The sequence below is a fragment of the Paucibacter sp. TC2R-5 genome (genome assembly GCF_025717605.1).
Classification (GTDB): Bacteria; Pseudomonadota; Gammaproteobacteria; order Burkholderiales; family Burkholderiaceae_C; genus Paucibacter_A; species Paucibacter_A albus.
This window is the reverse complement of sequence record NZ_JAJIRQ010000004.1, coordinates 537,285-550,938: the sequence shown is the minus strand read 5'-3', so window position 1 is coordinate 550,938 and position 13,654 is coordinate 537,285. Positions and strand designations below refer to the sequence as shown.

13 protein-coding genes are annotated in these 13,654 nt (G+C 63.2%); 3 read left to right on the top strand and 10 right to left on the bottom strand.

All coding sequences use genetic code 11. From position 1 onward, the window contains the following. Position 1 precedes the first annotated feature (1 nt). Positions 2–811, top strand: coding sequence for a DUF6671 family protein (locus LNV08_RS12615; RefSeq protein ID WP_263534044.1), 810 nt, complete (start codon positions 2–4; stop codon positions 809–811). A 7-nt stretch (positions 812–818) separates the two neighbouring features. On the opposite strand, the gene LNV08_RS12610 is transcribed toward LNV08_RS12615, so the two are convergent. The 6 genes from LNV08_RS12610 to LNV08_RS12585 all read right to left on the bottom strand — a co-directional run bounded on the left by LNV08_RS12610 (position 819) and on the right by LNV08_RS12585 (position 6,972). Further along, positions 819–1,613 (bottom strand): enoyl-CoA hydratase, encoded by a 795-nt coding sequence (locus LNV08_RS12610; RefSeq protein WP_263534043.1) that lies wholly within the window; start codon positions 1,611–1,613, stop codon positions 819–821. Positions 1,614–1,677: 64 nt separating this feature from the next. After that, complete coding sequence (locus LNV08_RS12605) at positions 1,678–2,721, bottom strand: DUF3108 domain-containing protein (protein ID WP_263534042.1); 1,044 nt, start codon at positions 2,719–2,721, stop codon at positions 1,678–1,680. A gap of 65 nt (positions 2,722–2,786) precedes the next feature. Continuing rightward, positions 2,787–4,559 (bottom strand): M61 family metallopeptidase, encoded by a 1,773-nt coding sequence (locus LNV08_RS12600; protein ID WP_263534041.1) that lies wholly within the window; start codon positions 4,557–4,559, stop codon positions 2,787–2,789. Positions 4,560–4,567: 8 nt separating this feature from the next. Next, the gene (locus tag LNV08_RS12595) at positions 4,568–5,029 is read right to left on the bottom strand and encodes a DUF3429 domain-containing protein (RefSeq protein ID WP_263534040.1); all 462 of its coding nucleotides are present in this window, start codon (positions 5,027–5,029) and stop codon (positions 4,568–4,570) included. Positions 5,030–5,102: 73 nt separating this feature from the next. After that, positions 5,103–5,831 (bottom strand): DsbC family protein, encoded by a 729-nt coding sequence (locus tag LNV08_RS12590; RefSeq protein ID WP_263534039.1) that lies wholly within the window; start codon positions 5,829–5,831, stop codon positions 5,103–5,105. A 28-nt stretch (positions 5,832–5,859) separates the two neighbouring features. Beyond that, positions 5,860–6,972 carry an FAD-dependent monooxygenase gene (locus LNV08_RS12585; RefSeq protein ID WP_263534038.1) on the bottom strand — a complete coding sequence of 371 codons (1,113 nt, stop codon included), beginning with the start codon at positions 6,970–6,972 and terminating at the stop codon, positions 5,860–5,862. 143 nt (positions 6,973–7,115) lie between these two features. Here LNV08_RS12585 and ychF point away from each other — a divergent pair, with 143 nt between their 5' ends. Then, positions 7,116–8,207 carry a redox-regulated ATPase YchF gene (gene ychF, locus LNV08_RS12580; RefSeq protein ID WP_263534037.1) on the top strand — a complete coding sequence of 364 codons (1,092 nt, stop codon included), beginning with the start codon at positions 7,116–7,118 and terminating at the stop codon, positions 8,205–8,207. 184 nt (positions 8,208–8,391) lie between these two features. Beyond that, positions 8,392–8,898, top strand: coding sequence for a chemotaxis protein CheW (locus LNV08_RS12575; RefSeq protein WP_263534036.1), 507 nt, complete (start codon positions 8,392–8,394; stop codon positions 8,896–8,898). 14 nt (positions 8,899–8,912) lie between these two features. On the opposite strand, the gene kdgR is transcribed toward LNV08_RS12575, so the two are convergent. From kdgR to LNV08_RS12555, 4 genes are all read right to left on the bottom strand, one after another. Next, a complete protein-coding gene (gene kdgR, locus LNV08_RS12570; RefSeq protein WP_263534035.1) occupies positions 8,913–9,731 on the bottom strand; it encodes a DNA-binding transcriptional regulator KdgR in 819 nt (272 codons plus the stop codon). A gap of 106 nt (positions 9,732–9,837) precedes the next feature. Further along, complete coding sequence (locus LNV08_RS12565; RefSeq protein ID WP_263534034.1) at positions 9,838–10,977, bottom strand: pectinesterase family protein; 1,140 nt, start codon at positions 10,975–10,977, stop codon at positions 9,838–9,840. Between the two features lie 12 nt (positions 10,978–10,989). Further along, on the bottom strand, positions 10,990–12,165 hold the full coding sequence (locus tag LNV08_RS12560; RefSeq protein WP_263534033.1) for an oligogalacturonate lyase family protein: 1,176 nt from the start codon (positions 12,163–12,165) through the stop codon (positions 10,990–10,992). 166 nt (positions 12,166–12,331) lie between these two features. After that, the gene (locus LNV08_RS12555) at positions 12,332–13,651 is read right to left on the bottom strand and encodes an ABC transporter substrate-binding protein (RefSeq protein WP_263534032.1); all 1,320 of its coding nucleotides are present in this window, start codon (positions 13,649–13,651) and stop codon (positions 12,332–12,334) included. Positions 13,652–13,654 lie beyond the last annotated feature (3 nt).

Below are 13,654 nucleotides of genomic sequence, written 5' to 3'. Positions count from 1 at the left end.
CATGGCACGTATCGCCCTGCTGACTCAGCATGCCAAAGGTCCTGCCATGCAGGGCTTGGCAGCGCGCCTGGGCCATGATCTGATCTTGGCCGAGGGCTTCGACACCGACAGCCTGGGCACTTTCACCAACGAGCGCAGCCGGACCGGCACGCAAGTCGAAGCCGCTCTGGCCAAGGCCCGCCTGGCCTGCGAGCTGACCGGCGCCGAGTTCGGCCTGGGCAGCGAGGGCAGCTTCGGGCCCGACCCACATATGGGCACGGCCGCCTGGGGCGTGGAGGTGGTGGTGTGCTTCGATGCAGCCAGCGGCCAGCATGTTCATGCGGCCGCGCAAGGGCCGAGCACCAACTACCGCCAAGCCTCGGTCAGCTCATGGCCGCAGGCTTCGGCCTTTGCAGAGCAGATCGGCTTTCCAGGCCACGGCCTGATCGTCGGCCGCCCCGGCGAAGCTTGGTTTGACAAGGAGTTGGGCAGCATGGAGGCGCTGAAGACCCACGCGGCACCCGCCTTCTTGCAACAAGGCGAGCTGTGGCTGGAAACCGATATGCGGGCACACCGAAATCCGACTCGTATGGCCATGATCGAAGCCGCGGCCGAAGCGCTGGCGGCGCGCTGGCTGCAAGGCTGCCCGGCCTGCGCTGCGCCGGGGTTTGGGCCTATTCGGTTGATCCCCGGCGCTCTATGCGAATGCTGTGCTTACCCGACCGGTGCTGCCAAAGCACAGTTGCTGGCCTGTGCCGTTTGCGGGCATGAACAAGCCGCGCCCATTCGCGCCACGGTACCGGCTCAGCGCTGCGAAATGTGCAACCCCTGAGCCAGGATCAGCGCTTGCCGTGCCGGAAAGCCGGTGCGCGCTTGTTCAGGAAGGCGTCCATGCCTTCGCGCTGGTCGTCGGTGCCGAACACCGCGTGGAAGACGCGGCGCTCGGAGGTCACGCCTTCCTTGAGGCCGCTCTCGAAACTGCGGTTGACCAGCTCCTTGATCAGTTGCAGTGCCGGGGCGCTGAAGCCATTGATCTGCTCAGCGGCGGCCAGGGTTTCCTCCATCAGCTGGGCCGCAGGCACGACGCGTGACACCAAACCGCTGCGCTCGGCTTCCGCCGCGTCCATCATGCGGGCGGTCAGCAACAGGTCCATGGCCTTGGACTTGCCCACGGCGCGCGGCAGGCGCTGCGTGCCGCCGGCGCCAGGCGTGACGCCCAGCTTGACCTCGGGCTGACCGAACTTGGCGGTGTCGGCGGCGATGATGAAGTCGCACATCATCGCCAGCTCACAGCCGCCGCCCAGGGCAAAACCGGCCACCGCCGCGATCACCGGCTTTTTGACACGCAGGATGTGCTCCCAGTTGCGCGTGATCATGTCGGTACGCACCGCGCTTTGGAAGTCATGCTGAGCCAGCGTCGGGATGTCGGCGCCGGCCGCGAATGCACGCTCGGACCCGGTCAGCACGATGCAGCCGATGCCGTCGTCCGCATCGAAGGCCAGCAGCGCTTCGCCCAGTTCATCGAACAAGGGGTCGCTCAAGGCATTCAAGGCCTTGGGGCGGTTCAGCGTGATCAGGCCGGTCTTGCGGGCGCCTTCGCCTCGCACTTCGGTGATGATGCATTCATAGCTCATGGGAGTTCCTTGGAGTGAATTGGGGCTAACTATAGGGGGCAGCGGAACTATAGGGGGCAGCGAATCAAGGCGCGCCTTGCTGGGGCGGCGCATTCAACATCAGGTCGATATAAGTCTGCTCGTCTTGACGAATGCGCAGGCGCACCGGCAGGTATTGCAGCGAAGGGGCGATCCAGACCTCGGCCGACAGGTCGCCGCCGCCCGCCGCTTTCGAGGGCTTCAAATGCCAGGTCTGCAGCCTACCCATGGGCGTTTGCAGTTCCTCTTCGCCGAGTATTTCGTAGCGCCACAGGTATTGGCGTTTGGGCAACACCAAGGGGATATCGATGACATGGCCGGCGCGCAGCGGCTCGGCGCCGGTCAGGAACAGCCGGGTCAGCTGCACGAATTGGCTGGCAGCATCCTGCACCCCGGCCGGTACCGGCTCGCGGCTGCCGTTGGGCATGGTCACGGCGTCGCCATGGAAGAGCAGCGTCGAGCGCCGGCGTTGACTGAACATCACCCTTGTGTCTTCGTCGTACCGCTGCGGCGCGACGCCGGCCGGCGTCAGGCGACCATCGCTGCTCATGCGGCGGGAAATCAGCGGCGCAAAGCTGGGGCCGACCGCAACATCCAGGTGCATCTGGTAGCGCGGGCCCTGCCTTATCCACTCGACTTGCGCGTTACCGTGCACCTCGCCCCGGTAGTTACCGCTGAGCCGGTAGCTGAGCAAGGTGGAGGGCGGCCATTCAGGGCCGGGCAGAGTTTCTTCAGTGCCGGCGGCACTGGCGGCCGGCTCGGCGGCGGCGGGAGGCGGGTCTGCGGCGGCCACAGCGGGCTCGCTGGAAGCCGGCGTAGGCACAGGCGCGGACGCTTCTTGGGCCACAGATTCAGGCAAAAGTTCGGTGGGCGCAGCCGCTTCAAGCGGCGGCTTGGGAGCAGACGACCTTGCTGCCGGCCTGGGCTTGGGTTTGGGCGCGGCTGGCGCCACCCGAGCAGGAGGCTTTGCTGCCTTCAGCTCCCGCGTGTAGGCCACCACCAAGCGCGCCGGCATCGGCGCGGCGGCCTCGCTCCAGCCTTGATGCAGCCGGTGTACAGCCTCTCCCAACCAGAGATGCGCCAGCAGCACCGGCAGCAGCAGAATAGCCAGCCATCGAAGCCGCCTTGCGCTCGATGGATTCGCTGGCCTGCTGCTCAGCCCGCCAGCCATGCCTTGCGCAGGCTGCTAACGCGTGCCGACGGCTTCTCGGCGAGGCTCAGGATGACAGGGGCATCGCTGTCTGCCGCAGGCAGCCTGACCGGCAAGGTCAGCAAGCGCTGATCGCGCGACACCAGCAAGCTCAGGTCCAGCGTCCCCGAGGCCAGCGTCAGCGCGGCATCCTCAAGCCGGCGAATGCGCCAGCCATTGCAGGCCAGCAGCTCATCCCCCGCGCACAAGCCACCGGCCAGCGCGGCAGAGCCGGCCAAGACCTGCTTGACAGACAGGCCCGCAGCCGACTCATTGACCCGCAGGCCCAGCTTTTGGGCCAGCGTCGGCTTGTCGCTGCGCAATTGCACGCCAAGCCTCTCAAACAGCTGCGGCAGCGGCAAATCGTCACGGCCATGCACCCATGCGCGGAACTGCTCGGCCAAAGCCTGGCCGCCCAGCTCCGCGATCAAGGCCAGCACATCGGCCTCGCTGATGGCGCCTCTTGCCCCGGTCGCTTGCCCGGCGCCGCTGCGCACCCACAGCAGGCGCATCAACTCATCCAGACTGCTGGGCGCCGGCTCGGCGCTGCGCAAACTCAAATCCAGCGCCAGCGCGGCCAGGGCACCCTTGGTGTAGTAGCTGATGGTGCTGTTGGGCGAGTTTTCGTCCTGGCGGTAGTACTTGACCCAGGCGTCAAAGCTGGATTGCGCCAGGCTTTGGACCTTGCGCCCCGGTGTGGCCAGCACCGAGTTATAGAGGCTGGTCAGCAGTTTCAAATAGCGCGCCTCGTCGATCAGGCCGCAGCGCACCAGCATCAGCTCGTCGTAATAGCTGGTGAAGCCCTCGAAAAACCACAGCAGCTCGGTGTAGTTCTCTTGCGCGTAGTCCAGCTGCGCAAAATTGTCGGGCTTGAGCTGTTTGACGTTCCAGCTGTGGAAGTACTCATGGCTGATCAGCCCCAGCAGGCGCACATAGCCTTCGCTCAGCTCGGTCTGCCCCAGGTGCGGCAAATCACGGCGCGGCGCGATCAAGGCGGTGCTGGCTCGGTGCTCCAGGCCGCCGTAGCCTTCTTCCACCGCGTTCAAAAAGAAGATGTAGTGACCGAACGGTGCGCGGCCCTGCTGATCGCCCGCTTCGCCATGCCAGAAGGCCAGCTGCGCCTCGCAGATGCGCTGCGCGTCTGCCAGCAAACGGCCGCCATCAAACACCGGCAAAGCGCCGCTCACGACAATCTTGTGCGGCACGCCGGCGGCGCTGAATTGACCCTGCCAAAACCGCCCCAGTTCGAAGGGGTTGTCGACCAGTTCGTCGTAATTGGCCGCTTGGTAGGGGCCGCCCGCGCAATGCTGCATCGCCGTGGCGATCTGCCAGCCTTCGGGCAGGTGGCCGAATTCGATGCTATGGCTTCCCTGCTCGCGGCCATGCGCGCGCAGGCACAAACCGGTGCCATTGAAAAAGCCCCGGTCGGCATCCAAAAACGCTGCCCTCACCGAGTTGTCAAAAGCATAGACCTGGTAGCGCAGGGTCAAGGGCTCGGCCCCGCTGCAGCTCGCCTGCCAGTTGGCCTTGTCCATTTGCACCAAGTCCACCGGGCGGCCTGCTTGCGTTGCCGTCAGGCCACTCAGATGACGCGCGAACTCTCGCAGCAAATAGCTGCCGGGAATCCAGGCCGGCAGGCTGAAGCGCTGCAGCGCTGCGGGCGCGTCCAGCGTCAGCGTGACCGAGTAAACATGGGTTTTGGGGTCGGCCAGTTCGACCAGATAGCGCACGGCACTCATCGCTTCTTTCAACTTCCTGCCGCGGCCAAAAAGCAGCACAGCGCCGCCACCGCACTGAGGCGAAAGCGCAGCGTCAACCAAGCCGCCGCGCCCAGAGCCGGGTAGAGCCGCCGATCAACCAGGTAGCAAACGATCAACATCACGCCGTGCAAAACCAGACCCGCATAAGCCGGCATCACCAGCGCCACCCAGGCCCCTAGCGAGGGCAGGACACCCCAGACAAAGGGCTGAACGCCGGGCTCGACCTGCCTGAAGCCCAGGCCCCAATAAATGCCGCCCAAAAAAGACAGGATCAGCGCGGCATAGGCCGACAAGGAAAAACTGATCCAGGCGTGGGCTTCGGCATTGCGCCCTCCCACCAGCCAGACCAAAATCGCGCCGAAGACAAAGGGCAGCAAGCCCAGGTGCCCCAATCTGAGTGCCAAGGGGTTGAGTGGCAAGGGCGCGAGCGCATTGGCGGCAACAGGCATGCAGTCAGACTCCGGAAGCGGATGACGAAGTGGTGAACAAAAGGACTAGACGGGCTAGAGGGTCACGCCAGGGTCAGGACTTGCCCACCGCCTGCAGGCGCTTTTCCAACTGCTCGGCGCTCAAAGCACCCGGAGCACGGCTGCCGTCTTCAAAGATGATGGCCGGCGTTCCGCTGACATGGCTGCGCTTGGACAGCGCAAGATTGCGCTCGATCGCGCTGTCGTCACAAGCACCCATAGGCTTGGCCGGCGCCTTGCCGTCCAACATCCAGGCCCGCCAGGTCGCTGTGCTGTCCTTGGCGCACCAGACCGAACGCGCCTTCTCGGGTGAATCACCGCCCAAAATAGGAATCAAAAAGGTGTAGACCGTCAGGTCTTTGACATCTTGCAAAGAGCGCTCGAAGCGCTTGCAGTAACCACAGTTGGGGTCGGAGAAAATCGCAATGCGGCGCTTGCCGTCGCCGGTCTTCCAGACCACGGCGTCTTTCAAAGGCAGGCTGGCAAAGTCAACCGTTTGCAGCTTGATGACGCGCTCTTCGGTCAAGTTCTTGCGCGTGCGCAAGTCGATCAGCTCGCCTTCAATCAAATAAGTGCCCGTCGCATCGGTATAGCGAATCTCGTTGCCGATGCGGATTTCCCACAGCCCCGGCATCGGACTTTGTTTGACTTCGTCCACCTTGGGCAAACTGGCCAGGCGCTCGGCCAAATTCTTGCGGATGACGGCCTCATTGGCCTGCGCCAGCAGAGGCATGGCCAGCAAGAGCGCGGCGGTGAGGGAGGTCGTAGCTTTCAGCATCTTCATGGTGTGAGGATTTAGGCAAAAGTAAACATCAAAGACCCAGGGCGCGCGTGATCAGCCAACGCTTCAAGGGTGGAACAGAATTCAGCGCATTCAAGCCCTTGTTGCGCAACTCGCGCAAGGGCATCGCCTCGCTGGCAAAAACTTTCAGCAGACCATCGGTCAGCTCGCCCATGGCCCAATTGGGGGCCATGCGGGCGCGTGCAAAGCGGCGCAGCAGGCGCTCGTCACCGACCGAGCGCCAAGCCTCCTTGGTGGCCAAAACGGCAGCCAAAGCGGCCACATCGGCCAAACCCAGGTTGAGGCCTTGGCCGGCCAAGGGATGGACCAGGTGCGCCGCATCGCCCAGCAACACCCAGCCCGGGCCTTGCACCGGTTCGGCCTGGGCCCGCGCCAAGGGCCATGAAGAGCGGCCCGTGGCCAGCGTCAAGATCCCGGCTTCACCACCACTGGCGGCATTCAAGGCCGCCTCGAACTCGGCATCGGGCGCTGCCAGCAAGTCAAGCGCCTGCTGCTCGGGCAAGGACCACACCAAGCCATAGGAGCTGCCTGGGCTGGGTTTTTCAATCGGCAACAGGGCCAAGACATCGGGTGATCTGAACCACTGCCGTGCGACGCCTTGGTGAGGCAGGTTCGAACTCAGGCGGGCGGCAATGGCGCGGTGGCCATAGGCGTGAGCCTCAAAGCGCACGCCCAGCTCTGCACGCTGCTGGGAATCGCGCCCCTCGCACAGCGCGGTCAAATCGGCGGGCACCGGCGCATCGACGATCTTCACATGGGGAGAAAAGCGCAAGGCCGTGGCGAGCTGCTGCTCCAGGGCGCCCGCGTCAACGATGAACGCCAGCTCAGCAACGCCTTGCTGCCAGGCCGAAAACTCCAGCAGCGCGCCGGCTTGGTCGCCGCTGACCTTGATGTCGTAGACCGGGCTGATCGCGTCAAGAGGCAATGAATCCCAGACCTTGAGTTCGCGCAACAAACGCACCGAGGCGGCGTTCAAGGCATAGCTGCGCACATCTTCGCGCTGCGCCAAGCTGGCCTCGGCGCTGCCCAGCAAGGCCACACGCAGGCCCTGCGCGCCCAGGGCCAACGCCAAGCTGCGCCCGACACAACCCGAGCCACGAACCAAGACCTCATATTTTTGCATTCGGGCATTGTAGGCAAGGCGCTGGAAGGCGTTGGGTCAGGGCCCCTGAACAGGATGCAGAACAAGGCTTAGAACAGGTCATTTAGCCGGAGCGTCTAAAATCCCGCCTTTGCGTCTCCCGCACCACACCCAGAAAGCCTTCCATGAGCCTCAAATGCGGCATCGTGGGCCTGCCCAATGTTGGCAAGTCCACTCTTTTCAATGCGCTGACCAAGGCCGGCATCGCCGCCGAGAACTACCCCTTCTGCACGATTGAGCCCAATGTCGGCGTGGTCGAGTTGCCGGACGAGCGCCTCGCCGCCCTGGCCGAAATCGTCAAGCCCGAACGCATCTTGCCCGCCGTGGTGGAGTTTGTGGACATCGCCGGCTTGGTGGCTGGCGCCTCCAAGGGTGAAGGCCTGGGCAACAAGTTTCTGTCGCACATCCGCGAAACCGACGCCATCGTCAACGTGGTGCGCTGCTTCGAGGACGGCAACGTCATTCATGTCAGCGGCAAGGTCGACCCGATCTCCGACATCGAGGTGATTCAGACCGAACTCTGCCTGGCCGATATGGGCACGGTCGAGAAAAGCCTGCACCGCTACAACAAGGTGGCCCGCGCCGGTGACAAGGACGCGATCGCCCTGGTCAAGGTGCTGGAGAAATGCGAGGCCGCGTTGAACGAAGCCAAGCCAGTGCGCGGCATTGATTTCAGCAAGGAAGAGCTGGTGCTGCTCAAGCCTCTGTGTCTGATCACGGCCAAGCCGGCCATGTTCGTCGCCAATGTGTCGGAAGACGGTTTCGAGAACAACCCCTTCCTCGACCGCTTGACCGAGTACGCGAAGGCGCAAAGCGCGCCGGTGGTGGCGATTTGCGCCAAGACCGAGGCCGAGTTGTCCGAGATGTCAGACGAAGACAGGACCATGTTCCTGGCCGAAATGGGCCAGGACGAACCAGGTCTGAACCGCCTGATCCGCGCCGGCTTCAGCCTGCTGGGCCTGCAGACCTACTTCACGGCCGGCGTCAAGGAAGTGCGTGCCTGGACCATCCACAAAGGCGACACCGGCCCGCAAGCCGCCGGCGTGATCCACACCGACTTCGAACGCGGCTATATCCGCGCCCAAACCATCGCCTATGAAGACTTCATCACCTACAAGGGTGAACAAGGCGCCAAGGATGCCGGCAAGATGCGCGCCGAAGGCAAGGAATATGTGGTGAAGGACGGCGACGTGCTGAACTTCTTGTTCAACGTCTAAGGCTGTAGCCGCTCGGGAGCCCCGCTGAATTGAAACTCAAGCGGGGCTTTTTTTCGCCCATCGTTTGAAAAAGCCAGTCGCCGGGGCTTGATCCCAGGATTCAACGGCCAGCTTCGGCGCAAAATACCTGCACCCTTCGGCCCTTTTCGCAAAAACTTCGTAACCTTGCTAGCCCGTCCAATCCATGAGCACTACCGCACTGGTTTCTTCCTCCGGCTCCAACGCCGTCTATGCCGCAGACCAGGCCCGGCCTGATTCCAAGCAATTTCTGACCTTTCATGTCGGCGCCGAGGAATACGGCCTCGACATCTTGCGGGTACAAGAAATCCGCTCCTATGAGCCGCCGACCCGGGTTGCCAACGCCCCGCACTTCGTCAAGGGCGTCGTCAATCTGCGTGGCGTGATCGTGCCTATCGTCGACCTGCGTTTGCGCTTGGGGCAAAGCGGCGAGTACAACGCCTTCACCGTGGTGATCGTGCTGAACGTTTGCCAGCGCGTGGTCGGCATCGTGGTGGACGCCGTCTCCGACGTGCTGGAGCTCAATGTCGAGCAGATCAAGGCGCGCCCCGAAGTCGCCGCCGCGCTCGACGCGCGCTTCATCACCGGTCTGGGCAAGATCGGCGAGAGGATGCTGATCCTGCTCGATATCGAGGCCATGGTGTCCAGCCCTGATTTCGGCTTGATGGACTGAGACGCAGCGCAGTTTCAGGTCGATACGGCCTTCGCCGCATCGAGCGGGAATTTTGTGCATCCCAGCTTGGCGGAAATGTCCCGGCTGGCTGCAGTAAGCGTGGCAATGATTTCCGGCGCTTTCTCTTCGTCATAGCGAAAGGTCGGAAAGGAAACGCTCATGCCGGCAATCGGCTGGCTCAGGCGGTCGAAGATCGGAATACCCAGGCAGCGGATATGTTCATCGAACTCCTCCCTGTCCTCGCCATACCCTTGCGCCTTGACGCGCTCCAGTTCGACCAAAAAGGCTTGCCGGTCGACGATGGTTTTGTCGCGGAAACGCTTGAACTCGGCGCCGTCCAGGATGCGGTCGCGCCGCTCGGGATGCTCCCAAGCCATCAGCACCTTGCCGATGGCGGTGTTGTGCAGCGGCGCGCGCCGCCCTACTTTGGAATACATGCCCAGCGTGTGGCGTGAATCGATCTTGTGCACATAGATGATCTCGCTGTCGATCAAGGTGCCCAAGTGAACCGTCTCGCCGGTCTTGTCGGCCAGCATCTGCATATGGTGCTTGGCCAGATCCACCAGATCCGGGTACTGCAAGGCCTTGGCGCCCAGCTCGAAAGCCCGCATGGTCAGGCCATAGCGCTCGCTGTCGGCTTGTTGATGCACATAGCCCAGCGTCATCATGGTCTGCAAGAAGCGGTAGACCGTCGCCTTGGGCATGGCCAAGCGCACCGACAGATCCGAAATGCCGGTCTCGCTGCGCTCTGACAAGGCCTGCAGGATCGCAAATACCTTCAGTACCGCCGCAACCGATTCCGGTTGCTTGGCATCGTTTGACTCATCGTCCATTTGTTCCAAATGCCTTGGTAAAGCGTTTCAATTGATTTGAATTATCTCTGAACGGTTGCCCGCCCCCATGAGGGCTTGCACCGAGCGGGTGCAAGCCGACCAAAACTCAGGGTAGTGATTGACTGCGGTACTCCAACAGGCGATTGGCCTGCTCACCGCTGCTAGCGAACGGCCGCCGCGAGGTTGACGGGCCCCAGGGCGCAATATGGGGCCCGAGCTGGCTGTCGCGCACCAGCGCTTGGCCGTTCGGCGACTGGCCAGCTAGCCAGGCCCCCTTGGCCACGCCCTGATCCCAGGCCCGGCCGAGCGCCACCGAGCCGGCAGCCTGGCCGGGCTCGGCCACGAAGCGGCTGTGCAAAACCAAAAAGCCCAACGCTTCAGCGGCCGCCGTGCTGGGCGCCAGCACGATGCCGCCCTCCCCTAGGCTGCGCCGACCGGCGCGACTCAGAATCTCGCTGTCTTCGATCACTAGCCGGGCGTTGCCGAACACAAAGTCGACATCACCGGCGATCAGGCTGGCCTGCACCCAGACCCGCGCAGGCTTGAGCGCATCCGCCGGACTGGCGGCATAAAAAGTGTCCTGGTGGCCGAGCAAGCGCACCTTGTGCAATTGCTGCCGGTCGCCGCGCGTCATCAGGGCCACAGCCTGCGCGCCGCCGCCCTCCCCGACCTGGGGCGGATAGCCGACACCCGCGCGCACGCCATCCATCGCGTCATTGGAGATCGTCAGATGCGCCACATGCACCGCGTCGCTGAACAGGCTCAGCGTGGCGCTGCCCGCAGTGCCATAAGTGGCGGCGGCCAGATTCGGCACGCAAGCGTTGGCCGCATCTATCCCGGCCCGCTTGGGCTTGGCGCTGTAGTTGCCGTTCACCAGGGTCACGGCGGCCGCATCCGCGGGTTCGCCATACAAGCTGACGGGTGCCTTGTCCTGCACGCAGACGGATTCGCGGTAAATGCCCGGCCGCAGGCGAATGAAGTAACGCCGCTGCCCGGCGCCGGCCAAGGGCACGGCATCGATCGCCGCCTGCAGCGTTCGGTGTGTGCCGCTGCCGTCAGCCGCGACGATGAAATCGGCCGGCCAGCGGACCGCGTCCAACAAGGGCTGCGGCTGCCAATCGCCGAGGTAGTCGGCGCGCTGATGGTGGCTGGCCTCGGCCTCACTGAGCTGCGGCCGGGGCTGGGCCTTGGCTTGGGTGAAAGCCACACTGGCGCTCAGGGTCATCAGCAAGAGCCAGGCTCGCATGGCGCTTGAGCCTCAGCCCAAATCGGCCAGGTACAGCGCCGGTTCACCCTCGGCATCCGAGCTGAACAAGACCTGCTTCTGGTCCGGCGTGAAGCTGGGGTGCGGATGGGTGACCTGACGGTTGCCCTTGTAGACGCGCCAACTGCTGTCATGCCGGGCAATCGTGCGCCGCGTACCGGCCTTCAAATCGAAGAGATGCAGATAGGGGTCGTTCTTGATCTCATGGCCGCTGGCATTGGCCACGTCGACCGGCGAGCCGCTGCCGTCACCGACCAGCAGCGTGCCGTCGAAGTTACTCATTAAATGCGAGCAGGGCGGCATCAAAGTGATGCGCCGCGACTCCAAAGTGACCGGGTCCAGCGTGCAGATCCAGCGCTCGGTCTGCCCTTCCAAATAGGACACAAACATCATCTGCGAGCCGTCCGGCACCCAGAACTCATGCGTGATGCTTTCGCCCTTTTCATGCGTCTTGCCGCAGCGCATATGGCTGCCGTCTTCATTGATGAACCACATCCGCGCGTCGATCAAGTCATGCGGGCCTTCATGGCAATAGGCGACCGTGTTGTCATCAAAGGGGCGGTACTGCGGATGGCCGAGCCAGCCGTCCTTCTCCAGGATCACTTCGCGCTCGCCCGTCGCCAGATCGATGCGGATCAAACGGCAGCGCGGCTTTTTATGGAACATCTCGTGGAACTTCTGCCAGTCGCTTAAGGGGAACCAGTCATCGGCATGGATCTCGATGCCGACCATCTTGGTGCAACTGCTATTCGATACCCACGTGCCATAGCCGACCCAGCCGGCGGGTACGGTGTAGGCGATGTCCTCGCTCAGATCACTCAGATGCAGGCGGATCAGCTGGCGCTCGGCCCGTACAAAGTACAGGTATTGGTCATCCGGGCTCAAGAAGCCCCCGAAGGTGTTTTCACCCGCCTGGTCGGTCAGCTGGGTGGCAACCTGTGTCTGCAGATCGAGCAGGTGGTAGTTCCAGTTAGGCCTCGCGGGATCACCAATATCAGGTCCAAACTCGGCACCAAAGATCAGCTTGCTACCGTCATTGGTAAAGCATTTTTGGTAGAAATAATTCCGATGACAAGTCACATCCAAGGGCGTCAGGCGGGTCACGCGAGCACCGGTATCGGGGTCCTGGCGGGACACGAATTGCATTTGTCGCTGCGTTGATTTGCTCATGGTGATTGCTCTTCTTTGCCTGCTCGGCACATCGATAGTTTCAAGAAAATATGGGCCACCCTCAGCGTCAGGCTGAAGGTGGCCGCCATGAACGGTTGCGGCCATCCGCATACCGCCCAGCTCACTCTCCGGCTCTATGGCCCTCTCTCGTCATTCATGACTGCAATTACTTGATACGCCTAAGTAAGGCATTACCCTCTTCGACCAGACGTTTTGCGGCCTCAGCGTCGGTAGTCTTGCCATAGGCGACCGTCTCGAACACCTCACGCATGAACTTTTGCATGCGCGCATGCTCGAACAGCGGCGACGGCAGCTCGATACGCCCGGCCTGCTTTTGCGCCTGGATCTGCGCATGGGCCTGCAGTTCCAGCGGCGGCAAGGCGTTCTCGCGCACCAACAAATCAAACTGGCTCTGCGCGCCGGGCACGCCACGGGTCTTGCCGAGGATGCGCGCGGCATCCGGATCGGTCAGCAGGAAATTGATGAAGCGCGCCGCCAGCTCAGCCTTCTTGCTATTGCGCCCGACCGCAAACATCAGCGAGGGACGACCGAACATGCCGCTATTGGCCGCTCCGGGCAGGGTCGGGAACTCGCCCAGCGCCAGCTTTTGCTGCGCATCCAGCGTGCTGGCGCGCAAAGAGATCGCGCTATCCCAGGTGTAGTTGCCGGCCCAATTGCCGACCACCCAATCCTGCTGCTGCTCGGTCGCTTTTTCGGCACCGCCTAAGCTTGCGCGCAGCGGCAGCGGTGTGGCGGTGTGGCCGTCGACCAGTCGCTTATAGGTTTGCACCCATTCCAGCGCCGCCGCCGGGCTCATCGCCACGCGCGGCTGCTTGGGGTCCAGATAGGCGGTGCCGAGCTTCTGGTGCACATAGGCCTGCGACAGCAGAATCATGTCGTAAAGCTCGCCGTCCAGCGGGAAGGCCTTAGGGCCGAGCCGCTGCTTGAACACCGCACCAGAGGCGAACAGCTCGTCCCAGGTCTTGGGCAGAGGCAAACCGGCGCGATCAAACGCCGCCTTGTTCCACAGGAATATCCGCGCGCTATAGCCGACCGGCAAGGCATTGAGTTTGCCCGCCACCATGCCCATGCTGAGGTCCTGCTCGCTGAACTGATTCAGCGCCAGCACATGGCGGTATTGATTCAGGTCGGTGAAGCCTGTGCCGCGCTTGGAGAACATCGCCATCCAGGCCCAATTGATCTGCATCACGTCGGGCTCGGAGCCGCCGGCGATTTGCGTGGTCAGGCGCTCCAGATAACCGTTAAAACCCATGTACTCGGCCTTGATCTTGAGGCCGGGGTTCTGGCGCTCAAAAGCGGCAATCGCCTTCAGCGTCGCTTGGTGGCGGGCACCGCCGCCCCACCAGGCGAAGCGCAAGACGGTGGGTTCGGCAGCATCGGCGGCATTTGCCGGGGCGTTGGCTAAAGCGACCAGGCTGGCGGCGGCCAGCGCGAACAGCGAACGGCGTCTTTCAAATAAGCTCATATC